This is a genomic window from Colwellia sp. PAMC 20917, from assembly GCF_001767295.1.
GTDB lineage: Bacteria > Pseudomonadota > Gammaproteobacteria > Enterobacterales > Alteromonadaceae > Colwellia_A.
The window spans coordinates 984843-1009145 of record NZ_CP014944.1; the positions used below are offsets into that span (position 1 = coordinate 984843).

General features: G+C 37.3%; 16 protein-coding genes and 1 pseudogene. 11 read left to right on the forward strand and 6 right to left on the reverse strand.

Annotated elements, in window-relative coordinates; genetic code table 11:
• Window positions 1-17 precede the first annotated feature (17 nt).
• Both A3Q34_RS04215 and A3Q34_RS04220 read right to left on the reverse strand, forming a co-directional pair.
• Complete coding sequence (locus tag A3Q34_RS04215; RefSeq protein ID WP_070374215.1) at window positions 18-806, reverse strand: phytanoyl-CoA dioxygenase family protein; 789 nt, start codon at window positions 804-806, stop codon at window positions 18-20.
• Window positions 807-857: 51 nt separating this feature from the next.
• Window positions 858-1178 (reverse strand): hypothetical protein, encoded by a 321-nt coding sequence (locus tag A3Q34_RS04220; protein WP_070374216.1) that lies wholly within the window; start codon window positions 1176-1178, stop codon window positions 858-860.
• A 270-nt stretch (window positions 1179-1448) separates the two neighbouring features.
• Between A3Q34_RS04220 and A3Q34_RS21210 the strand changes: the two are divergent.
• The 9 genes and pseudogenes from A3Q34_RS21210 to adhP form a co-directional block, all read left to right on the forward strand.
• Window positions 1449-1879 (forward strand): annotated as a pseudogene (locus A3Q34_RS21210) (ATP-binding cassette domain-containing protein); the annotation flags it as partial.
• Entirely contained in the window at window positions 1868-2353 is a 486-nt protein-coding gene (locus tag A3Q34_RS21215; protein WP_442855278.1) for an AAA family ATPase, read from the forward strand. The pseudogene A3Q34_RS21210 and the gene A3Q34_RS21215, both read left to right, overlap by 12 nt.
• Window positions 2353-3885: a hypothetical protein gene (locus tag A3Q34_RS04230; RefSeq protein ID WP_070374217.1), complete on the forward strand. Its 1533-nt coding sequence runs from the start codon at window positions 2353-2355 to the stop codon at window positions 3883-3885. Before A3Q34_RS21215 ends, A3Q34_RS04230 begins: the two co-directional genes overlap by 1 nt.
• Window positions 3886-4124: 239 nt before the next feature.
• Window positions 4125-5255 carry a methionine aminotransferase gene (locus A3Q34_RS04235; RefSeq protein ID WP_070377002.1) on the forward strand — a complete coding sequence of 377 codons (1131 nt, stop codon included), beginning with the start codon at window positions 4125-4127 and terminating at the stop codon, window positions 5253-5255.
• Complete coding sequence (locus A3Q34_RS04240; RefSeq protein WP_070374218.1) at window positions 5243-6031, forward strand: amidohydrolase; 789 nt, start codon at window positions 5243-5245, stop codon at window positions 6029-6031. Before A3Q34_RS04235 ends, A3Q34_RS04240 begins: the two co-directional genes overlap by 13 nt.
• 263 nt (window positions 6032-6294) lie before the next feature.
• Window positions 6295-7941, forward strand: a complete 1647-nt coding sequence (locus tag A3Q34_RS04245) for a M14 family zinc carboxypeptidase (RefSeq protein ID WP_070374219.1) — start codon at window positions 6295-6297, stop codon at window positions 7939-7941.
• A gap of 2 nt (window positions 7942-7943) precedes the next feature.
• Window positions 7944-9698 (forward strand): M14 family metallopeptidase, encoded by a 1755-nt coding sequence (locus A3Q34_RS04250; protein ID WP_070374220.1) that lies wholly within the window; start codon window positions 7944-7946, stop codon window positions 9696-9698.
• A 292-nt stretch (window positions 9699-9990) separates the two neighbouring features.
• Window positions 9991-10650: a peptidylprolyl isomerase gene (locus A3Q34_RS04255; protein ID WP_070374221.1), complete on the forward strand. Its 660-nt coding sequence runs from the start codon at window positions 9991-9993 to the stop codon at window positions 10648-10650.
• 327 nt (window positions 10651-10977) lie between these two features.
• A complete protein-coding gene (adhP, locus tag A3Q34_RS04260) occupies window positions 10978-11988 on the forward strand; it encodes an alcohol dehydrogenase AdhP (protein ID WP_070374222.1) in 1011 nt (336 codons plus the stop codon).
• A 266-nt stretch (window positions 11989-12254) separates the two neighbouring features.
• Here the strand turns inward: adhP and A3Q34_RS04265 are convergent, their stop codons facing one another.
• From A3Q34_RS04265 to A3Q34_RS04280, 4 genes are all read right to left on the reverse strand, one after another.
• The gene (locus tag A3Q34_RS04265) at window positions 12255-15143 is read right to left on the reverse strand and encodes a M16 family metallopeptidase (RefSeq protein WP_070374223.1); all 2889 of its coding nucleotides are present in this window, start codon (window positions 15141-15143) and stop codon (window positions 12255-12257) included.
• A 496-nt stretch (window positions 15144-15639) separates the two neighbouring features.
• Window positions 15640-17397, reverse strand: coding sequence for an ATP-binding protein (locus tag A3Q34_RS04270; RefSeq protein ID WP_083277893.1), 1758 nt, complete (start codon window positions 17395-17397; stop codon window positions 15640-15642).
• 305 nt (window positions 17398-17702) lie between these two features.
• Window positions 17703-18686, reverse strand: a complete 984-nt coding sequence (locus A3Q34_RS04275) for a transposase (RefSeq protein WP_070374225.1) — start codon at window positions 18684-18686, stop codon at window positions 17703-17705.
• A gap of 282 nt (window positions 18687-18968) precedes the next feature.
• On the reverse strand, window positions 18969-19598 hold the full coding sequence (locus A3Q34_RS04280; RefSeq protein ID WP_070374226.1) for an SOUL family heme-binding protein: 630 nt from the start codon (window positions 19596-19598) through the stop codon (window positions 18969-18971).
• A gap of 1035 nt (window positions 19599-20633) precedes the next feature.
• On the opposite strand from A3Q34_RS04280, the gene A3Q34_RS04285 reads away from it, so the two are divergent.
• Window positions 20634-22172 carry a methyl-accepting chemotaxis protein gene (locus A3Q34_RS04285; RefSeq protein WP_070374227.1) on the forward strand — a complete coding sequence of 513 codons (1539 nt, stop codon included), beginning with the start codon at window positions 20634-20636 and terminating at the stop codon, window positions 22170-22172.
• A 15-nt stretch (window positions 22173-22187) separates the two neighbouring features.
• Window positions 22188-23738, forward strand: coding sequence for a LytS/YhcK type 5TM receptor domain-containing protein (locus A3Q34_RS04290; protein WP_070374228.1), 1551 nt, complete (start codon window positions 22188-22190; stop codon window positions 23736-23738).
• Window positions 23739-24303: the final 565 nt, after the last annotated feature.

A 24303-nucleotide genomic window follows, 5' to 3' on the forward strand; every position in this document is an offset into this window, starting at 1 on the left:
TAATAAGTGTTGCTTTACTATTTTAGCTTTATTGCCTTTAAGTCGAGGGTATTGGTAAATAACCTTGGGTTTTCAATCTTATCTAGCATCGAAAATTCGGGTAAACAATCGTCATCAACGTAGTCAGCAAAATCGCCAGCGGGATCAAAAACTAAAATATCTAATGCTAATCGATCAAGTCCATACAAACCACGGTGGATCATATCCGCCGAAAAAACTAATAAATCACCGGCCGCTAACTTTATTTCTTTACCGGTAGAAAGGTTTTCGCTGCTCACTCTGCCCTTTTCTTCTTGTCGAACATTAAATTCTTCTTCGTTGTCCCAGCGTTTATGTGTTCCTGGCACTAATTCCATACCGCGCTCATCAAATAATGGCACACGTAAGTGAACAACTTGTGTCTCTTGAATGGCTTTTTTCTGTTCTTCAACCTCGTGATCATATTGACAATCTCGATGCCAAAAATCTTTTTGTGCTGGATTAACCGGGTTAAAAAACAATTGAGTATTCATAAAGGCTGGTTTTGCCGCTATAACAGACTCGACAACAGCCATTATTTTTTTTGAACTAATAAAGTTGAAAAGCTTAACACGATCGTCAAATGCTAAGTACTGACTGCCGGTGATCAAAGAAGAGTTGAACGCTTCTTCTTGATAAAATTTTGCGTGATCTTTTTTCCAAAGATCGTGAAATTTCAATACCACTTGTCTTAGGGCTGAAATTTCAGTGTCATTAAAGTAATTTCTAATAACAAAGTAACCTTGGGCATCATAATGCCCCTGCAACTGACTTTGATTTTCTAACATTAACGGCTTTTACCTTGGCTTGACTGTTTAGGATTATATTTTGACGATTGATTAACGCTCATATCTCATCCACAGTTTGTAATAAACCGCATTACACTTAGCATTATCATCCATAATGCCGTCTCTATCACAATCGGAACCCGTCAAAGATTTAACAACATCAGTGCCATATTCGGCGATATCTTCTGGCTCAGGTTTAACTTCAATGGTGACTTTAGGGGAATGTTCGATGAATTCGCCAACGTCTTTGTATAGTGAGAATTGTTCTTTTGAAATAATATCACCGATATCAACTTTTTTCGCTTCGAAAGCGTAGACATCTGTTGCACTAAACAACAAGAGTACAACAATAAAGACAGCTATAAATTTCATCAAATATGCCTAAAAGTTATTAAAATTAACATGCTGATTCACCTGAAAAGGCCACGCTATTATTTCACGCAAGTATTATAAAACACAATGTCACCGTTGTACCTTAGTGAAATTTATTAATCGTTAATAATTTCACTAATAGTTGGTTTAATTGAACATTTTTTTTCAAAAAAATAAAAACCAAAAACAATAAACCATTGAATTAAAACAACTTATTTTTGGCGTAAACTTTGCTAAATAGATAACATCTTAATGTCGAAGGGAAATACAATGTTATTGGATATTCAATCACTTAGCCATCAATACCAAAGTGGCAAGCACACACAACTAGCAATCAAATCATTATCACTACAAGTTAGACCAGGGATTTTAGGCTTACTAGGCGCTAATGGCGCAGGAAAATCTAGCTTAATGCGTATTCTTGCTACGATAACAAAACCTAGCCAAGGAAAAATTTTATGGCAAGGACAAAACATTGTTAAATCACCACAATTATTGCGTAACGAACTCGGTTACCTGCCTCAATATTTTGGCGTCTATGACCAATTGTCGGCTATTGAATTTTTACAATACATGGCTGGCTTAAAAGGGTTAAATCAATCTTTAGCGACTCAAAGAATCGAGGATTTACTTGCTAAGCTCAACCTTACCCATGCTGCTCATATGCCATTGAAAGGTTATTCGGGGGGATGAAACAGCGCATTGGCATTGCACAGGCTTTACTTAATGACCCTAAATTATTGATTATTGATGAACCAACTGTGGGTCTAGATCCACAAGAACGTGCCAATTTTCGCCAGTTATTAACTGAATTAGCCGATGATCGTTGCATTATTTTATCAACTCACATAGTCGCAGATGTTGAATCTATTGCTGACCAAATTGCGATTATGCAAACTGGGCAATTAATTCAATCAGCAACTCCAAAGGCACTACAAGAAAAAGTTGCCGATAAATGCTGGCAACTAACCACTAACTTGAATGAATTAAAACAAATTCAGCACGACTTTATTGTCAGCCACAGTGTGCGAAAAGACAACAAGGTCGAGTTAAATATTGTCGCTGAACACTGCCCTGATGCGCGAGCAATATCAAGAGCGCCAACATTAGAAGATGCGTATCTCTACTTTACCAGTAATAAGCGTGCTCGAACTGTTCTTGCGAGGGCATGTTAATGAATCAATTATGGCAATGTACGGTCGCTGATTTTAAACAACGAACACGCCAGCAAAGCTTTGTGGTTACTTTACTGGCGATGTCGGTATTAACCTTACTTTTTTTCCCTTCACTCGATGCTCAATATCAAACACTTATTATCAATGGTTATAGAGGTCTTTATAACAGTGCCTGGTTAGGTGTTTGTTTAGCGATGTTAAATGTTTTATTTTTACCTATTATTTGTTTTTATCTCATTAAGAATGGTCTTGAATTAGATCGAAAATCGATGACCTGTGAACTTATTGCTGCCACTCCTATGAGTAAGTTAACTTTTATATTCGCCAAATGGTGCACCAATGTTTTAATTTTGTTTACTATCGTATTGGTTATGCTGATCAGTTGTATTTTACTGCAACTTTATTATGGGGAAAATTATCAGATAGACCTTTGGGCGTTAGCTTGGCCCCAATTAGTCTTTGTTCTACCTGTGTTATTAGTTGTTGCTTCACTGGCGATAATGTTTGAATCAATAAAGTGGCTTAAGGGGGGCTTTGGCAATGTTGTTTATTTTTTCTTGTGGACCGGCTCTATTGTTCAAACCATTGAAAGCGTTTCAGGGGTTGGCGCAATACTTTCTGCTATAGAAACCGAGGTTGCAGAACGTTTTCCGTCACAAGCAGGCTCAACACATATTGGCGTAACGGTTGTTGATGAAGAAAATGCAGTAAACACTTTTCTTTGGCAAGGAATAGAGCCAACAGCACAGTATTTATCGAGTATTCTGCCGTTACTGATCATTTGCTTAAGCTGTTTTATTATTGCAGTAATCTTTTTTGATCGCTTTAGTCGAAACCCCGTACCTGAAACCAAACAAACCTCATGGCTAATAAACACCTTAACCCGTCAAGTGTTCAATCGACTCGATGTGCTATTTACCATGCTAACCAAGCACTTTGCTTTTACTCGCTTATTACGTTTAGAACTCAAATTATTATTAAAAAGCCATTCGATTTACTGGCTGTTAGGTCTTTTAACGTTAAATATTATTCAACTGTTTATCAGTCAGCAATTACTGGTTAGCATATTTTTACCGCTGTCATGGTTATGGTGTGTTTTAGTGCTTTCACAGCTTGGCCAAGTAGAAAAACAAGCAAATACGGTTGAGTTAGTCACCTACAGTAAAAAGTCAGCGCTATTGCAAAGTTTAGCGAGCTACTCTGCTGCATGGATATTATTAGCATTGGCAAGTTTAGGTAGTGTACTTAGATTTGCGGCGATAGCCGAGTGGCTGTTAATCATACAATTAATTATAGCCATTTCATTTACCGTATCCCTCGCTTATTTTTGTGGGGTATTGACCGGCACAAAGCGAATGTTTGAAGTGCTATACCCGGCAATTTGGTATATGGGACCGATTCAAACAGCACTATATCTAGACTTTTTTGGCGTTAATAGCACCATGAGTTGGCAAGCAGGCATGCCTTATTATTATGCTGCTCTCGCAATTGGCTTAATGTTGTTAACAGTACGCGCTAAAAGTAGCCGTTAATTTATTAACGGTTGTTTACACTAAGATATCGATTTAAAAAGGATAACGATTGAACTCATCAGCCGTTAGCCTTAACATTCGATTATTGTTTCCCGGTCTATTTAAATAAAGGCCGATTGAACCATGCTTATTTAAGCTAATTTTCCTCAAAAATATCGACTTAATAATCCAGGGAGCCTTTTGTGCCATCTTCTTTTACCAGTAAACTGCCCAATCTAGATACCAGTATTTTCACAGAAATGTCGATGATGGCAAATCAATATCAGGCAATTAATTTGTCGCAAGGTTTTCCTGAATTTGATACTCCAGAATTTTTAAAAGATAAAATAAACTTAGCCATTAGTGAAGGTAAAAATCAATACTCGCCCTCAAACGGTTTACCTGAGTTATTAACGCAAGTTGCCGCTATGGTGCATCGACAGTATCAAACAGATTTAACCACTGCACAAAAACTTAATGGCTTAAAAAATGTTACAATAACCTCCGGGGCTACCGAAGCACTATGGGTTGCAATACAAACGCTGGTTCGCCCAGATGATGAAGTTATTATTTTTGATCCCGCTTATGATTCTTATGAGACAGCCATTGAACTTGCTGGTGGAGTTTGTCGCCATGTCGCACTAGATGCGCCTAACTATGCAATAAACTGGTCCTTAGTTGAGCAAACAATTAATGGTAATACACGTGCTATTATTATCAACAGCCCACACAACCCAACGGGTTCAATACTGAGTGCTGCAGATATTACTAGCTTACAAGCTTTGCTTGAGAAATATGATTTATATGTAATAAGCGATGAAGTATACGAACACATGACGTTTGACGGCTTACGTCATGAAAGTATTTTGCGTTACCCTGATTTGTTTAAACGTGCCTTTGTCGTCTCTAGTTTTGGTAAAACCTTTCATTGCACTGGCTGGAAAATGGGTTATTGCGCCGCACCTGATGCGCTTACGGTCGAGTTTAGAAAAATTCATCAGTACGTTACCTTTTGTTCATTTACCCCGGCACAAATAGCTATAGCGCAAATGCTAAAGCAGCACCCCGAGCATATCACCGAGTTATCAAATTTCTATCAGCAAAAAAGAGACTTACTGATCAATGCACTAAAAGACTCTCGCTTTACAATGCTACCGTCAAAAGGTACTTATTTTTTATTGCTTGATTACTCTGCAATCTCAGCACTTAATGATCGGGAATTTTGTCATTGGTTAACCCAAGAAGTCGGTGTTGCCGCCATTCCGTTGAGCCCCCTGTATCCCGCTGACAAAAGGGAGTCTTATCATCAAAACAATAAAGTAATCAGACTTTGTTTCGCAAAAAACGACGATACCCTACTTAAGGCCGCAGGAATATTATGTCAACTTTAACCATAGCCGCAGTGCAGTTCGATATTAGTTGGTTAGACAAACAAAGCAATTTTGATCGTTTAGAGCAACTTTTCAAAGATCACTTTACTGACCATGCGGCTGCCGATTTATTATTGCTACCAGAAACATTTTCAACCGGTTTTTGTATTAATAGAAAAGATGTGCAAGAGCCAGAAGATGGTGGCTCTGCTCTACATTGGTTAAAAAAAATAGCAAAGCAATATAACTGCGTAGTGGCTGGCACAGTTTTAGTGAGCCAAAATGATAAAAAAGTGAATCGTTTTTATTGGGTCTTTGCTGATGGTCGGGTTGAACATTATGACAAGCGCCATTTGTTTCGTTTAGGTAAAGAGCAAGACTTTGTTGAGCAAGGCCAGCACAGAAAAACAATCAACATTAGGGGTATAAAAATACTGCCTTTGGTTTGTTATGATTTGCGCTTTCCTGTTTGGTCGAGAAACCGCCAAGATTATGATCTTATGGTCAACGTTGCTAATTGGCCTGCTCCACGTCGTCATATATGGGATACCTTATTAAAAGCCCGGGCAATGGAAAATCAAAGTTTTGTGGTCGGAGTTAATCGTATAGGACCAGATGGTAACGATATGCCTCACTCTGGTGGCACAACTTTCATTAATTTTGATGGTGAAAACATACTTTCTGCCACTGATCACCAACAACAAATCATCACAACCCAACTCGACTTCAGCAAACTTGATAAATTTAAAAATCAATTCCCCGCCTTTTTAGATGCAGATAAATTTGAGTTGTATTAAAAACCAGTCGATTTATTCTCGTAACCCAAAGCCGTTTATTGTTATAAACAAGACAAACCTAAAACAACATTATAAGTGATTAAGTTGTTTTAGGTTTTTATACATTTTGATCATCTAACCTGAATTACTAGCAAACCAGCTCATTTAATTCACTTTCCTTTGAATTAATTGAAGAAAATATATACTCTTTATGGCTAATTAAAGTTCGCCTATAAAACAAATTATAATAATTAAGCGTTTTTATAACTGGAGCATATAAGTAAATGAAGCGACTACTCGCGTTATTCCTCATCTCTGGCAGTTGTCTTGGTCAAGACTATATTAACCAATACACCAGCCATGCAGAAATGTTAAAACAATTAAAACAACTGGGTGTTCAAACTCAGCAAATTGGTACTTCACGATCAGGAAAGTCAATAATCGTGGCTCAATTTGGTGATAAAAGCTCACCAGCAATTTTGGTTACTGGCAACGTTGATGGCGATTATTTGGTCGGTACTGAACTTGCGATGCGCCTAATCGAGGATCTAAAGTCAGGTAAAGTCACCCGAAATGGTAAAAGTATATTTATCGTACCTATGCCAAACCCTGATGCAACAAGTTTTATACTGGGTAAAAATGGTTATTCAACGACCTTTAATCACTTAAAAACAGATGACGATAACGACCTAAAAATAAATGAAGACGGTCCTAATGATCTCAACAACGATGGTTTTATTTCTCAGTTAAGGATCTCAGACAGTTCTGGCCTATACAAAGCTAGTGAACAAGATCCTAGTTTATTAGTAAAAGTTGATCGCCTCAAAAACGAAGCAGGTCAATACCGTTTACTCAATGAAGGAAAAGATGACGACGGTGATGGTAAATTAGATGAAGATGGCTATGGCGGAACAGCAATAAATAAAAACTTTACCTATAACTATGACTATTTTGGTATTGGCTCTGGTGTTAATCAAGCATCTGAACCTGAAACGCGTGCCTTAATAGATTTTGTTATCGATCATCAAAATATTTTAATGACCGTTAATTTTTCTAAATACGACAACCTCCATGAAAACTGGTCGGCTAATAAAGTACTGGTAAGTGAATATAAACGTCCACTGGAAGCCTTTGATAAAATGCCTAAAGAAGATGTTGACGGTTATAAATTATTTACTCACCTATGGCAGCAAGCCCATAAAGACTGGCAGGTAAAAGCAGAAAACCGTGGTCAAGGTACTTTTCACGACTGGGCCTATTTTCACGGTGGTCGTTGGTCAATAGCCACCAATGGCTGGAATTTTAAGCAAATAACCATTGCCCAATCAGCTGACGTAGAAAAAAACAAAGAGGCTGATGTTGAAAAAAACAAAAACGCATCAGCAAGCGAAGATACCAAAGAAGCTCGTTTGGTTACTAACGCCAAGGAAAAAAATCTACAAGGGGCGATTATACCGTGGACAAATATTTCACACCCAGACTTTGTAAATGAAAAGGTGGAAGTGGGTGGTTTTCGACTTGCCTATTTAAATAACCCTGATATTGGCGTATTTGCTGATACTAAAAGTTCGGAATATGTGGCTTCATTAACTACACTTTTTCCTAAGCTTAACGTGAGCCAGAGCGTAAAAAAAATAGGTAAAGATCTTTACCGAGTGACCTTAAAAATAAAAAACATCGGCAAACTTCCAACACAAAGTGCCATGGGTAAACTCACCCGTTGGATGCTTCCCGTAAGAGTTCAGTGGAATTTACCCAAAGAGCAATTTATTGGCGGTAGCAAGCGGACATTATTAGCGCCTATTGCCGCTCATGGCGGCCAACAAGAAATCAAGTGGCTGATCAATACCAAAGGCTTCAATGATGCCTCATTTGAAGTATCCTCACCTGTCATCGATGCGGTGACACAAACCGTTAATTTTGGAGCTTAATCATGAAAAAAATATTGCTCATCTGTATTTTAACGGCCACAGCTTTGTTAACTATAACGGCACAAGCCGCAGACAAACTCACTGGATTACAGGCATTAGGTGCGCCTTTAGACCCAAAAGTAGATATACGCTGGAATCGTTTTTATGACTCAGAAAGTACTATAACGATACTCAAAAAAATAAATAAAGCTTACCCTAAACTTACTCGACTAGAATCTATTGGTCAGTCTTACGAAGGTCGCGATATTTTTGTTATTAAAATTACCAATTATAACAACGGTGATGATACGACAAAACCGGCGATGTATATTGATGGCAATATTCATTCTAATGAGATTCAAGGTACAGAGGTTTCTCTTTATACCGCTTGGTATTTAACTGAAAGCTACGGAAAAGTGAAGTGGATCACCGAGCTACTTAACGATAAAGCTTTCTATATTGTCCCTACAATTAATCCTGATGGGCGTGACTGGTTTATGAAGCAGGCTAATACTGCGCACTCTCCTCGTTCGGGCATGGTACCTACTGACAACGATCTTGACGGTGAAATCGATGAAGATGGTCCAGAAGATCTCAATAATGATGGCCACATTACTCGCATGCGCATTAAAGATAAGGTACGTGGTACTCATAAAGAAGACGAGAAATACCCAGGTTTAATGGTACCTGTTGAAGAAGGTCAAACTGGCGATTACCGCATGTTAGGAGCTGAAGGTTACGACAACGATGGTGACGGTCTTGTCAACGAAGATGGTAAAGGGGTTTACGAATATGATCCTAATCGTGACTGGGCCCATGAATGGGAGCCAGCTTATATTCAAAGAGGTGCACGCCGTTACCCTTTTTCATTAAAAGAAACCCGTGCAGTGGCAAAATTTGTTAAAGCTCATCGTAATATTGCTGCCGCGCAAAGTTACCATAATACCGGTGGTATGATTTTACGTGGTCCGGGTAAAGCCAATAACAAATATACCCGTTCTGATATTAGCGTCTATGATTTTATCGCCAACCAAGGTGAGCAAATACTACCCAATTATCGCTACCTCGTCGCTTGGAAAGATCTTTATCAAGTCTACGGTGGAGAATTTGATTGGTTTTATGGCAACAACGGTATTATGGCATTTACGAATGAACTTTGGACATCGGCTAATATGTTTCGTCCAAACGATAAAACAAGCGATAAATTAGGCAATCAAAATCACAACTTCAATAAGCATATTTTATTTGGTGATGCTTTTGTTCCTTGGACTAAAGTAAAGCATCCAATTTATGGCGATATAGAAGTCGGCGGTTTTAAGAAGAATTTTGGTAGAACGCCCCCTTCTTTCCTATTAGAAGAAGAAGCACACCGAAATATGGCCTTTACCTTATTTCACGCTTACCATATGCCACAGTTAGAAGTAACTCGTTCATCAACGCGTAAGCTCAGTAATGGTTTGTATGAAATAACGGTTAATATTGCTAATGAGCGAGCAATTCCGACAAGATTATCACAAGACATTAATAATAATTTGTCGTTTGAAGACCGCATATCGATTCTCTCTGACGACTTTTCAATATTAAGTGGGTTAACCGTTATTAGTGAAGGTGCCAACACACATACTGATCACGACTTAAACCCAGCAACGATTAAAGTCGCCACGCTTGCGGGTCACTCAACAACCATAGTGAAATGGATTGTCGATGGCAAAGGTACTTATAAAGTGACGGTAGACTCAGAGAAAGGCGGCAAGCACAGTAAAACGTTTAAGTTTTAACAAAAAATATAAAGGTAATATTCTGCTAATAACATAGTAATGTAAAACCGGCCTCTGTCGGTTTTTTATTAGCCGTTATTTAACACTTCTCTCCTCTAGTGAAGTGCTAAAAATATTATAATACGCCTTACATACGAAACAGCATTGTTGGCATCAAAGCTTAGTCACCTTAAGCTGCTGACTTAATGATTGAACAGTTAATAAAAATTATTATTTCTTAGTCGTTAATACCTGATAATATTTGATAACTTAGTATATTTTCAAAAAATTAAAATAAAATAAGAAGTCTTTTATGAATAATATGAAAAACATCATCACCAGTCTTTTGTTAATCATGATACTGGCCGCATGTTGCGGAATAGATCCCGCATTAAACACTATTGATAGATTTATTACTAAACAAGCGGTTGATAAAACAAACCCTGCTTGGAAAACGACGTTAAGTAAACCGCCATTACTGACCTTCACCGAAGGGAAAGATTACTTTTGGGAGCTGCAAACAAACCAAGGTAATCTGACCATCAAGCTATTCACTGACTCTGCGCCTATGCATGCTTCTAGTACTATTTACTTAACTAAATTGGGTTTCTATGATGAGCTAAGTTTTCATCGTGTTATTCCTGGCTTTATGGCACAAGGTGGCGATCCATTGGGTAATGGCACGGGCAACCCAGGTTATAAATACGATGGCGAATTTAATAGTGACATAGGCCACAGTGAACCGGGTATGTTAAGTATGGCAAATTCAGGTCCAAGTACTGATGGCAGTCAATTTTTCATTACTTTTAACGCGACACCTCATTTAGACGGTAATCATACTGTTTTTGGTAAAGTAGTGACTGATTTAGAAGATAGCTTAACTAAAATTGAAGCCTTAGGTAGCCGAAGAGGTAAAACTAGAGAAGCGGTCAACATCATTAAAGCGTCGATCCGTATTGCTGACAAAGAATAACTTAATATTAATTCTTGCTGAACACATCAGATTGACCCGTGAGTAATAATCGCTTATTGGTGTTATCGGCAGATCAAAAAAATTAATGTTCAAGATATGCATTCACGCTTAAAAGCCATGAATAAAACAGTCTTCACCTTGATATAAGTAAACATTATTATGTCTCAAGAAAAATAACTCACCTTTACTAAATGGCTATTATTTATTAACAAATTAAGATAGCCATTAACGTCTCTTTCTGACCATTTATTGTTCTACATCATATTTTTATTAAAGTTGAGTACTATAATATTTTTTACAATGTATTAACTTAAAGAAAGGTCACTAATGAAAGCAGCTGTTATTCATCAATTCAAAGACAAGCTCGAGATTAAACAACTTGATAAGCCTACAATTTCGAGTCATGAAGTTTTAGTAAAGGTTCATGCTTGTGGTGTATGTCATACCGACTTACATGCGTGTCATGGTGATTGGCCAGTAAAGCCTAAGATGCCACTTGTTCCGGGCCATGAAGGTGTTGGAGAAATCGTTGAAGTAGGCGAGCAAGTTAAACACCTTAATCTTGGTGACCGTGTAGGTATTCCATGGTTGTATAATGCTTGTGGATATTGTGATTACTGCTTATCTGGTAATGAAAACCTCTGTTTGTTACAGCAAAATGCAGGGTACTCTGTTGATGGGAGTTATGCAGAATACTGTAAAGCAGATGGTAACTATGTGGTAAAAATACCCGACGGGATCAGCTATGTAGATGCTGCCCCCTTGTTTTGCGCAGGTGTTACAACTTATAAAGCATTAAAAGTATCTACGGCTAAACCAGGTGAATGGGTAGCTATTTTTGGTATTGGTGGCTTAGGGCATTTAGCTGTGCAATATGCTGTAGCAATGGGCTTAAATGTCATCGCTATTGATACTGGCACTGAAAAATTGAAATTGGCTAAAGATTTGGGTGCCTCTTTTTGTTTAGATTTCAAGTGTGATGATGTTGTAGCAAGAGTTTTAGCTGAAACAGGCGGCGTTCATGCCAGTATTTGTACCGCTGTTAGTAAAAGTGGCTTTGAACAAAGTTACCAAGTTATTCGTCGTGGGGGTAAGTGTGTACTAGTTGGCTTACCCGCCGAAGATATGCCGTTACCTATATTTGATACTGTTTTAAATGGTGTTAGCGTTGTCGGCTCTATTGTGGGTACGCGTAAAGATTTAGTTGAATGCTTAGATTTTGCCGCTAGAGGAAAAGTTAAAGCGATCACCATTGAAAAGTCACTAGAAGATATTAATGATATCTTTGAAGATATGATCAACGGCGAAATTACCGGTCGAGTGGTTATGAAGTTTTAATCATTTCTATCTAGGTATAGGCATTTGCAACTAACGCTGCAATATTTTTGGTAACTTGAGTTGGAAAATTATAATCACCGTTTATTAGTCCAATAACAGATATATCTAAACTCGATGCATAAAGCACAATTAATCGTTATTAATAAATAAAAAAACCGGCAGATGCCGGTTTTTTATTTTTAACTACATGCGTTATTCTTATTAAGTTATTTGTAATCTTCAATAAGATAATAACGAATATCTATTAAAGTGAACGTAAACGCAATTTATTGAAAAACATCATCTATTGCAATCACTTCAACATTTTTCGACGGCAGTGTTAACTTGTAACTTTCGATGATTTTATCGGTCGCTAAAAGCTCTGCTGGCTTATCACTGTTATATGTTAACGGTGATACTTGTTCAGACAACAAACGTTGCTTCATGTCTTTACCATCGCCTGAAATGAAAACATAATGAATATCATCTGTTTGTAAGTTTTCTTTGATAACACGATTAACATCATCTAATGATAGTTTTGCAAATTGATCGCGAACGTACTTAACAAACTCTTCTGTTTGATAAAACTCACTATCAAGTGCATAACCTAACTGCTGATCTTGGCTAGCCACTAATTGCGGTGCATAGTTCGTTAAGTAATTACGTGTTGCTTGAAAGTCTTTTTCGCTCATACCCTTTTCAATCAAGTTGTCCAATTCATACAAAGCGGCACGCGTTGCAAAATGAGCATCATTATTTGAACGTAAAGGACGCAACCACACTTGAAAAATTTGACTAGAACGACCTAAATTTGCATCAGGTTTAGTTTGGTACATCCCTCGTGGAAAATATTCAATATAAGAATAATCACCATAGTTCATGCCACGCGCTTGACGAATTTGTTGATACAAGTAGCTGTTAGAACTACGATGTTCACCAAAGTATGAACGCACTAACCAAAGAGCCGCCCAGTCTTTATCACTGCGGATAGTATCAATGGGAAAACCAAAAGATACTGCTGTAGATTGCGCACTTTTTTCTATAATTGTCGCATGATGACCTTTTAAAACCGGTGCTTTAGCAATCGTTAAGCGCTTTTCATCACCGACGGGTAAAGTCGCTAAATCTGTCATTAATTGTGCTTTTAAAGCACTAGGCATAGCGCCAGTTATACCTAAGTTTAATTTTGCTTGGGTAAGTTGAGTGTTGTAGAACGCTTTAACATCTTCAAGAGTAATTGCGGCTAAATCAGACAAATCACCACTATTGTAGTTTTCGTAAACATGCCCTTGATAAAGTTCGCTATAAAGCACCTCTTTACCTAATTCTTCATCATTAGAAGATTTAAGACCTGATTTAATACCGTCAACAAGCTCTTTTTTCAGACGCTTAAAATCGTCTTCACGCCATCCTGGATTCAGTAATTGATCGCTAATAAGTTCGTACCACTGAGTAGCATTATCTTTATGCACCCGGCCAGTAAATGACATCATTTCTTTATCAAGCTGCGACGAAAATCGTCCAGCTAAAGGGTATAAACCTTTCTTAATGTCTTGATAGCTTTTTGTTGCCGAGCCGCCTTGAGTTAACATACGAGCAGTTAAAGCCGCTACCCCTTTTTTACCAACGGGATCTGCTGCAGCACCGGTATAAAATAGGAAATTAACATCAATCAACGGTGAGTCATTGGTCTTATCTAATACCGTAAACTGTGGAGTACTCGGCTGCGCATTTTTCATAACTATTTTTGCAACAGCGCCATTTAAGTCAACTTCTTGTTCAAAGTCGGCAATCTCATCTAATGCTGATAAAGTCACTGTTGTACGGTTTTCATCAATAAAATATTCATTAGCAATACGTTGAATATCTTCAGCTGTAATATTGTCAAAGCTATTGTAGAGGTGATTAATCGTTTCGGGATCGCGATCAAAATGCATATAACTCGCCAATGTTGAAGCGATAGACTCTGATGAATCTAAACTATTAACAAAACTATATTTTAAGTTAGACTTTAAGTTATCAAGTTTTTCTGAAGAAACGAGCTCAGTTCTTACTTGTGCGTAAGTACGGTTTACTGCATCACGAACCGTTGCTAGGTCTTTTTCATCATTCACTTTGATAAATACGTGACGTAAGCCAGCATCTTTTGTTTCAGGGTTGTAGTTAAACATTTGGCTAGCCAACTGCTTATCAACAACGAGTTCTTGATACAATGCTGAGTTGTTGGAAAAATATAATTCAGAAATTAAATCTAAAGCCGCGCGATCTTTTTTCTTGGGTTGCCAATCAGCACCTTTATAAGAAACGAGTAACCAGTGACCCGGTAAGCCATCGAATTTTTCATGAACATATTTCGCAGCTTCCTGTTTTGGCTCAGGTGCTATAGTGCTAACAAAATCACCTTTTTGCCAATTTCCCCAATGCTTCTCGACCATGGCCATTGTTGCTTCTGGTTCAACATCACCGACAATTACTAAAGAAACGTATTCTGGCTTATAGAATTGTTTAAAGAACTGTTCACCGTATGCAACTTGATCAGGCATTGCTTCTACATCTTCAAAGAAGCCCATAGTGGTATGCTTATAAGTATGAGTATCGAATGCTTCTTTTCGCACCGCCGCTAACAACTTTCGAGTTGGATTAGCATTATTTTTTAAATACTCACCTTTAACCGTTAAGGCTTCTGTTTTAAATTGTGCTTCGGTGTACTTTAGGTTTTTAAAGTGATCCGCTTGAATCTCTAATACTTTATCTAAATGATCTTTAGAAAAATCTAAATGATAGTTAGTGTAATCGTTGGTGGTGTAAGCACCGTTATCAACACCGGCATTCTTAAATAAATCGGCATAAACAGCTTGCGGAAATTTTTCAGAACCTTTAAACATCATATGTTCAAAGAAGTGGGCAAAGCCTGTTTTACCTACTTCATTTTCATCGCGAGAACCTACAGACACGGGTATTTGTACTGAAACAAGATCTGGATAGTCTGTTTTTACCACTAAGACACGTAAGCCATTAGCCAACTCTTTGAACAAGTATTTTTGGCTAAAGACTTTGTTTACACTCTCTTGGCTTGATTGCTGTGACATACTATTGCCAGAGTCGCTACTGGTTGCCATACAGGCGGATAACGTTAAACTTGCAGCTATGACAGCCGCTAAATATTTCTTTTTCATCATAGTTCCCTTTATTTTTATTGCTGTATTTTATGTAACTCTGAGAATTTTTTCATTAAATTTTTGAGGATAAGCCGCTACATCATGTAACAAAATAAGTACGGGTTATAAATAAAGGAATAAAATGGGAAGGCAATTATTTTCTGTTTGGGCTGTTTATATTTAATTGGCGTTTTTTAGGCGCATTGTTGCTGTAAAGATAGCACTAACAAAAAGTGCCAAGCCTATTTTTCTCACACATAATCATTAACGTTAGCGATAAAACCCTTCTAGATTGATTAACTATGCTGATTAACCTTGCCACCCATAATAATGGCTAAGTTCTTTGCACACTTAAGTAGGTATTATGTTTATTATGAGGAGTAAAACTAATCTGAGTTAATTAATTTCTCTATTTCAACCATATTGTCTAATATAAGATCAACGACCTAAAGGCTCACGCTGTGCGTAAAATAACTTAATGCGTTATTTTTTCTAGTACCTACTTGTATCTAGATTAACTCTTTTGGTCGCTTTGTAAGAGCTTTGAAATGGTTCGATATAATAGATTCATATCTACAGGCTTAGGGATAAAGTCATTCATTCCGTTTGCTAGGTAGTGTTCTATATCACCTTTCATTACGTTTGCGGTGAATGCAATTATGGGCTTATTAAATTGCTTATTCCTGAGTTCAATACTTGCTGTAACACCATCCATCTCTGGCATTTGAATATCCATTAATATAATATCTGGGGTAAAATCAAAGGCTAAGTCTACGGCTTCTTTACCATTATTTACACAGTGCAATAATGCATGAGTCGGCTTTAACATGGCACAAATTATTTTTTGATTAATTCTATTATCTTCTGCAATTAATATTCTTTTATTTGACCAGTCTGGTGCTAAGTCGTTAACGGTAAATTTTGGATGTTTAGCTGCCACTAAAGGTGAGATAATAGGTCTAGATTTAGATTTAATTGTAAAAATGAATGTTGACCCTTCCCCTTTTTTACTGGTGACTGTTAAATTACCTCCCATTAATGTTGCTAAGCGTTTTGCAATTGATAGACCTAGCCCAGTTCCACCAAACTTCCTAGTGATCGACGCATCTGCTTGGCTAAAATTTTGGAAAAGATTATTGATTTCTTCTGTGCTCATGCCTATACCTGTATCAGTCACTTCTGAAGTTAGGTACGACACTCCACTGATGCTCTTTTGAGTAATATAAACATTAATGGCACCGGTATCAGTAAACTTAACTGCATTGGTTACAAGATTAAGTAATACCTGATAAAAACGAGTAGGGTCACCTGTCCACAACGTATTTTTACTGGTTTTATTGATAAAATTGAGCGATATACCTTTCATATCTATATCTAACTCTACGTTTGAATAGATTGAATCTAGAATAGGCTGTAGTTCAAATTCGATATTTTCAATGTCTAATTTATTTGCTTCTATTTTTGAAAAATCTAAAATATCATTCAAAATTCTTAATAAATTTTTGGCTGAAAAAATGGCGGTGTCGATCAGGGTGTTTTGTTTTTCGTTGGGATGTTCTAAACGCAATAACTGCATCACCCCCAATACACCATTCATAGGGGTTCTTATTTCATGAGACATATTAGCTAGAAACTGCGATTTTATTTCACTAGCTTCTTCTGCTTTAATTTTTTCAGCTTCGTAAGCCTTTGTTCTTAATTTAACTTGTTTATCTAACTCAGTTAATGATTGTTGATACTGAGAAGACATAAATGTCAGCACAATATATAAATTTGTCGCGACAAAAATCGTGGTACCCAACATGAGTAACCATGCATTAACAGAAGTATGATACTCCTGAGCATTGACTATATAAGTAAGATGGCCGGTAATATAAGCAATGCCAATAGACGTAATAATGATAAATCCAACAGCAATACTTATTAATGCAGAAATACGATCAAAAAGTAAACTGCATAAAGCAGTGTACATAATCATCAGTAATATCCCTGCACCAAATAAACCAAATTGAATCATGCCGCCAATGGCTAATAATAGAAAACAACTGGTAATGAAATAAGCTTTTATTTTGTAGAAGACTTGCTGACGAAAAACTAATATAGCTGCTGAAATAAGGTACATACTAATTTGAATGCCCATTATGGGCTGGAAACCAATATTAGAAATTCTAAGAAGAGAGCTAATTAAGGCCGGAGTGGAAAATATTATAATCACTAATAGTAATCGATTAGCCAGATTATTATTAATTTCCATACTCGGTGTGTTTAACATTAATTCGCGGCCTTAATAAATAATCTTTTATATATGTGAACAATATTAACTTAATTGTATTTGTGTATAGTCATTTAAGCAAAATTTGAAGTAATAAATAAAATGACTATGCCACCCATAATAACCACAAATAATAAAGATAAGCCATTGCTTATCTTTTTAGCTTATGAGATTACCTATTGATAAGGTCAAGCGAGTTTATATGGTCATTTATCGCAACTACTTTCTTAAAACATCAAATGATAGCCAAATTAAACCCACCACTTTGAAATAGTAGTAAGGTTTCGTCTTATTCATCAAGAGCGTTATGCGCTATTCAAACAGGCCTGAGCATTCGCTATACCATGTGTTCGCTGTAAACCAACATGCTCACTAAATTCACATAAATGCTCAGCAGTACCGACAGCGCCTGTGAAGATAGTTTCAAAATCCGTCGTAAGCTTTAGCCAACTTTCATCATTGATGTGTAACCTCGCGAGAATATTTACCGTCGTCGTGTCGATGGCGCCACGTTTATCACGCAGGAGGCGTCCTGTTTCATCAACCAGTGTTAAGTAATCGGCTAAGCTAAAATAAATACCCGCGCCAGTTGATTTTTGATGGGGTTCATTACCTGTAAAAGGTAATAAACAGGTCGGTTGCTCACCGGTTATAGCCGCTTTAATGCGTCGTTGAATACTGGTGAAGTCAGACTGCTCTGGGGTAACCGCAATACCTGCTCGTATAGGGTTTAAATCAACATATGCCATACACGACAGTAACGCCCCTTCATCAAGCAGTGCTTGTGATTTAAAGCGCCCTTCCCAAAAATGTCCAGTACATTGGTCTTCTCGGTTAGCTTGTCGGGCTATCGGCTCGTTCAATGAGCGCATAAACCAACTGATATCAATTAAACGCTGCTTATATATCTCAGCCGTACTTTCAACCGTCGCTAATTGACACTTATCAAGCGGTTGTTTGTTCGAATATTTTTGAGTTAATAATGTCCCTTTGAATAATTGATGCCAACGTTGCAATACCTCATCGGTTGACCAGCTCTCTATTGGCTCACTATCAACATACAAGACAATATGTAAATGATTATGCATGACAGCATAGGCACAGATATCTATCGAAAATACCTGAGATAATGTAAATAATCGTTTTTCAATCCATCTGCGTCGATGCTCGAAACTGACACCCGTCTCCTTATCTACGCCACACAAAAAAGCCTTGCGTACCGTGCGACTGCAAATGTGATAATAAGGTGTATCCAATAAACTAATTTGTTGTGAACGAGGCTTAGGCATAACAATCACCTGACTGAATAAAGGTAACTTAAGTCTAGTTTATTGAACGAAAACTGCATGTGTTATTATGGGTGGCCTATTAAGAAGGAGGAAGCGTCTCGAACAAAAACTGTACAAGTTGTTATGGGGGGCTATTAAGAGATTTTGTGATTATTTGGTCAGTGAACGCTATTCGAAAAAGCAGACATTTAAATGTTTCGTCTTGCACAGCAGCAAACCAGTCAGAGGGAAAACAGATACCCTAACTGGCATTTACAGTAACCAATAGTAATGCATTTTGGGCTATTTTACTTCAATTAACACTTCGTTGTGGCGAAGCCATGGGATAGTGAAAGGACCATTGTAGGCTGCGTTAATAGGCTCGCTAACTGCGGTATAGCCGTTTTTCGCAATCCAGTTATTAAGGATTTGGGTTTGTGTTTCAACATTACTATCACTGAGTAGCCCGCTGAACTTTATCACCACGACTTTGTAATCCTTTACTTCTGTTATCCATACGTCTGGATTGGTTGGCTTAGGGGTACTTTGTATTGTAAAGTCGGCAGGCATTACAAATGACATTACTTGTTGTTCTGATCGCTCTTTCATAAACACCGGAGCGGTCATAGTGATTTTGGTCCCCTTAGATACTGCCTCTGATTCATCCATCAGTACAGGTGCTGTCATGGCTATTTCTGTGGAGCCTTCATTCTCACCAGTAATATATCTGAACAGATTCCTGAAAGCACCGTTCATTCCGTCGGCTGACATGTCGGAGGACACTAGCACTAACGATTCATAGTTACGCACTTCAATTTTCTGTACCTGATCAGATTTCAATAGTGTATAAGGCGCGTTTTCAACTCCACTTTCTCCAAACACGGAGCAACCGGCCAAAATAAGTGGAACAAGAAGTGTGAAAAGTAATTTCATAGAATTTCCTTGAGGTCTTATAAAACAGTGTTTCTCACTGTTTTAATTTTTTATTTAGACTAGATACGTAAAACTGGGAAATTAGTTCAATTCAACATTAAATTTTATCTTCAATAAAACCTTTTGGTTACCGTTGATTAGAGCTGAATTACAAGAAAGCCGATATCGGCTCTCTTTTCTAACCGTAATAAGTAAAAAGGCGAATCATTGCTGATTCGCCTTTTTAAATTTCACAAACTTAATTAAACTTTCACAAACTTAATTAACAGATGACAACAAATGACAACAAGTAATTAAAATTGTGACTAGGCAGTTCTCTTTTTCATATACTTAGCTCAGTACAAAAATGAATTAAGTTTGTGACTAAACTAACTTTTACTCAATTTTAGTAAACCAACATTAGTAATTAAATTTGTGACTGAAAATTAGAGTTCAAGTTTTGACTCTATTTAGCTCTTTAACCATATTGATAATACCTAATCATTGATGATGCCCTATCAATTTCAAATGTACATAAAGTAACTGAAACGCCATTTTAGTTTTTGGCTAAAAGCTTTTACTTAGTACAAATACTCTAAGGTGCTAACGCCCCCATTGTGAGATAGAAACTAACCATCACTTTCCACATTGAAGACCTATTTTATAGGTCAAAATCACCTACTCTAATGTTCACTTAGATACGATAGCGGACATTAATGAATTCAAGAGTAAAGACTCCTCCGTGCGCTAAGTGGAATAAAAATGTTGAAATTGTTTGTGTTTGTCGAGGTCAACTGAGCATCAGTTAGTTGACCTCGACAAGTCAACAGTGGAATTAAAAATAATTTAAAAAACGCCACATGGCTTTATATGTAGTTTAATTGTCTCGTTAAGCAAGGTTGTTTTGTATGTAAGTTAATCTCGTGTGCTTTGATTGTTAATAACCTATTAAATAACGAATTAGTTAGTGAATATGACTTTTTATTAGATAAATACTATATTATAATTCACTAATTTAATGATAGCTAAATTAGCAAACCCTAATAAAGGAATGTGATGAGTCACACCTCAAATAACGAACAAGTTTTCTCGGAAACTCAGCAATTAGTTTCTCTTACCGATCTCGATGGTAGAATAACTTACGCGAATAAGGCGTTCTGTGAAATTGCCGGATACTCTCTTGATGAACTCGTTGGACAACATCACAATATAGTGCGACATCCATCAATGCCTAAAGCTGCTTTTGCTGATTTATGGAGTAAACTTAAACAAGATAACTCTTGGCGAGGCATGGTTAAAAATCGTTGTAAAAATGGTGATTACTATTGGGTCGATGCCTACGTAACCCCCGTCTATGAAAATGGAAAAGTTATTGGCTATCAGTCCGTTAGAACATTGCCGAGTCACGAGCAAAAACAAAACGCTCAACAGCTATACGATACCCTGAACAATGGGCGTTCAGTCTCAGGTTTAGAGACTAACGTTAACCTGAGAAGGTTATTTGCTATTGTTCTCATTACTCTGGCATCTTTTGGTGTTTGGGCATATACAAGTTCAATCGTTCCATCTATCATGTTGCTAATTTTTATCGCTTTGCTTTCTCTGGTTTTTTCACCCGAACTGTTCACCTTTCCAAATTATGTCACGACCACGAAAAAACTATTTGATAGTCCGTCACGTCTAATTTTCTCGGGAAAGGGAGCATTGGGTATTATCGCTTACCCTCTCGAATTATATAAAGCTCGGATAAGAACAATACTAGGACGAAGTCATGATTCCGGACAGGAACTGGTAAGGCTTGCTACTAAATTACAGAGCGCTTCAATAGAAATGCTCGAAAGTATAGAAGAAGAGAACTCACATCTTGCACAATTTGCAACCGCGATCACTGAAATGAGTGCGACGATTGCTGAAGTCAGTTTAAATACCAATCAGACACATGACAAAGTTTTAATCGTACAAAACGAATGTCGGGAAAATATCAATGTTATCGAAATCAGCCAAAACAAAATTAATTGTTTGGCGGATGATGTTGAAAAAGCTGCCAGTAATGCGCTTGAATTGGTAACCGATGTCAATAAAATTTCAACGATCATGTCTGAAATTCAGGGAATCGCGGATCAAACAAATTTACTTGCCTTAAATGCTGCAATTGAAGCGGCAAGAGCGGGTGAACAGGGTCGAGGTTTTGCTGTTGTTGCCGATGAAGTAAGAACTCTTGCGAGTAGGACTCAGGGAGCAACAGTTCAGATCCAAAGCTCAGTAACGGAATTACAAAAAACGTTAGAAAATTGGAGTCAGGTGATGCTTGCTAGTAAAGCTAATGCCGAAGAATGCTCTGAAGATAGCACTAAAATAAAACAAGCCATGGAAAATATTATTGACAATGTTAATGATGTTAGCGATATGACAGCTCAAATTGCAACGGCGGCTGAAGAGCAAAGTGTTGTTGCCAATCAAATAACGCATAGTGTTCATACCATAGATGATCTTTCTAAGAAAAACACCATACTTGCTTCGCAAGTTAATAACTATGGAATAGCCGTAAATAAAAGTGCTGAAGACATAGGAAAACTAAGTACAACCTTTAAATAAGAAACCCTTACACTTATGATAATTGAACTCATCAAGGCTACAGCTCTACTAATGTCACTTTGTTTATTACAAAGCTTTACCGTTCGTTTTATAAAAAAAAATGGACTTATAAAACAAGTAGTGTCAGGGGGGATTTTTGGAGGGATTTGCATTATAGGCATGATGCTGCCAATTGAAATTAACCCAGGAGTCATTTTTGACCCCCGTACGGTAGTCCTGAGTATGGCGGGCTTATTCGGTGGCCCAGTCGTTTCAGTTATTGCTGCTGCCCTTACAGGTGGCTATCGGTTATTTCTTGGTGGTGGGGGCGTTTATGTTGGTGTTGCAGTCGTTATCGCATCTACCTGCCTTGGTTTAGGTTATCGTTATTGTGTTCATAAAGGCTTGATGAAAGTTAACATCATACAGCTCCTGTTATTTGGCCTTTTGGTGCACGTTGTCGAAGTACTATTTATTACTCAGCTACCAGCAGATGTTGTTGTGGGGTTAGTGTCATTGATTGCTTTTCCGCTCATTTTTGTTTTTACACCCGCTACAGCATTCCTAGGCATGCTTTTAAAAGACGTTGAAGACCGTATTAATACAGAGCAGGCATTAAGTAAAACACTCGATGATTTTGATAGGAATGTTATTTTTTCAAAAACAGATTTAACAGGAAAAATAACGCATGCTAGCAAAGCATTTTGTGAAATAAGTGGTTTCGAATTGAATGAGTTGGTGGGACAATCACATAGTATCGTAAGGCATCCAGATACGCCTTCATCAGTATTTGAAAACTTATGGAAAACAATACAGCAAAAAAAGAGTATCCACATTGTATTGAAAAATAAAAAGAAATGTGGGGGACATTATTGGGTAGAGTCCCAAATAGAACCTGAATTCGATTCTGATGGAAAGCATATTGGATATATAGGCACAAGATTCGATATTACAGATAGAAAAGAAATCGAACAACTCCACGAAGAAATAGAAGAAACTCAGCGTGAAGTTATTTTCAGGATGGGGGAAATTGGTGAAACTCGTAGCAAAGAGACAGGTAATCACGTAAGAAGGGTTGCTGAGTATTCAAAGTTGTTGGCTCTTTATTCTGGTTTAGGTGAAGATGAAGCAGAGCTTATCAAACAGGCGAGTCCAATGCATGATATTGGAAAAGTAGGCATACCCGATGCTATCTTAAATAAGCCAGGTAAACTTGATGCTGAAGAATGGATAATCATGCAAACACATGCGCAGATTGGTCGTGATATGCTAATGGACTCATCAAGACCACTTCTAAAAGCGGCAGCTATCGTAGCTTATGAACATCATGAGAAGTATGATGGTAGTGGCTACCCGCAAGGTCTTAGTGGCGAAAGTATACATATATACGGGCGTATAACGGCATTGGCCGATGTGTTTGATGCTCTTGGTAGCGAACGTTGCTATAAAAAAGCATGGGATGAAGAAAAAATATTCAACCTATTTAAAGATGAGAAAGGAAAGCACTTCGATCCCAAGTTAATTGATATATTTTTTGATAATCTAGATGAGTTTTTAGCTATTAGGGATAAATTTAATGATAGCTAACCAGCAGAGCTTGCTGTATGACTCTGAATGGCTATAACGTACCTGCTCACTTTCATCCAAACTGAACTAGCACCCTCCCATCATTTAAACTAATGCAGCTAAATGAGTGCTATATCCGATAAAGTTGTCGCGAGATGTTAAAGATTAATAATGGTTCTATAGTGATTTTAGCGTTTTAATTTATTACGAACAGGTCAACTATTACAGCGTTCAACGGAAGTATTATTGTCGCTGTGTAACTTTTTAAGTTAGCGCCCAGTTTAATGACGAATGACCGTTTTGTGGCTTAGTTGTCTGCCATGGTAAAGGTAAACCTAGGCCTTCTAAACACTGCAAACAGATAAAAAATCTATTGATGGTAATGTCCGCTTAATTTGTGTTTGAATCAAGAATTAGGTTCAAGTAGTGCTAAAAACTTACCTGTTTGACCCAAGAAACCTTTATTAATTTGGTTTAGCATGCATTACTAGTAGGTAAATATTCAGAAACACAGCAATATTTTATATGTGAGAATAATATTCTTGAAAAAACTATCAGATAATAAATTCAAATTCATTTATTATCA

Coding starts and splice junctions, on each gene's coding strand:
- A3Q34_RS04215 (WP_070374215.1), bottom strand. CDS start 806: ATGTTAGAAAATCAAAGTCAGTTGCAGGGGCATTATGATGCCCAAGGT.
- A3Q34_RS04220 (WP_070374216.1), bottom strand. CDS start 1,178: ATGAAATTTATAGCTGTCTTTATTGTTGTACTCTTGTTGTTTAGTGCA.
- A3Q34_RS21215 (WP_442855278.1), top strand. CDS start 1,868: ATGAAACAGCGCATTGGCATTGCACAGGCTTTACTTAATGACCCTAAA.
- A3Q34_RS04230 (WP_070374217.1), top strand. CDS start 2,353: ATGAATCAATTATGGCAATGTACGGTCGCTGATTTTAAACAACGAACA.
- A3Q34_RS04235 (WP_070377002.1), top strand. CDS start 4,125: ATGTCGATGATGGCAAATCAATATCAGGCAATTAATTTGTCGCAAGGT.
- A3Q34_RS04240 (WP_070374218.1), top strand. CDS start 5,243: ATGTCAACTTTAACCATAGCCGCAGTGCAGTTCGATATTAGTTGGTTA.
- A3Q34_RS04245 (WP_070374219.1), top strand. CDS start 6,295: ATGAAGCGACTACTCGCGTTATTCCTCATCTCTGGCAGTTGTCTTGGT.
- A3Q34_RS04250 (WP_070374220.1), top strand. CDS start 7,944: ATGAAAAAAATATTGCTCATCTGTATTTTAACGGCCACAGCTTTGTTA.
- A3Q34_RS04255 (WP_070374221.1), top strand. CDS start 9,991: ATGAATAATATGAAAAACATCATCACCAGTCTTTTGTTAATCATGATA.
- adhP (WP_070374222.1), top strand. CDS start 10,978: ATGAAAGCAGCTGTTATTCATCAATTCAAAGACAAGCTCGAGATTAAA.
- A3Q34_RS04265 (WP_070374223.1), bottom strand. CDS start 15,143: ATGAAAAAGAAATATTTAGCGGCTGTCATAGCTGCAAGTTTAACGTTA.
- A3Q34_RS04270 (WP_083277893.1), bottom strand. CDS start 17,397: ATGTTAAACACACCGAGTATGGAAATTAATAATAATCTGGCTAATCGA.
- A3Q34_RS04275 (WP_070374225.1), bottom strand. CDS start 18,686: ATGCCTAAGCCTCGTTCACAACAAATTAGTTTATTGGATACACCTTAT.
- A3Q34_RS04280 (WP_070374226.1), bottom strand. CDS start 19,598: ATGAAATTACTTTTCACACTTCTTGTTCCACTTATTTTGGCCGGTTGC.
- A3Q34_RS04285 (WP_070374227.1), top strand. CDS start 20,634: ATGAGTCACACCTCAAATAACGAACAAGTTTTCTCGGAAACTCAGCAA.
- A3Q34_RS04290 (WP_070374228.1), top strand. CDS start 22,188: ATGATAATTGAACTCATCAAGGCTACAGCTCTACTAATGTCACTTTGT.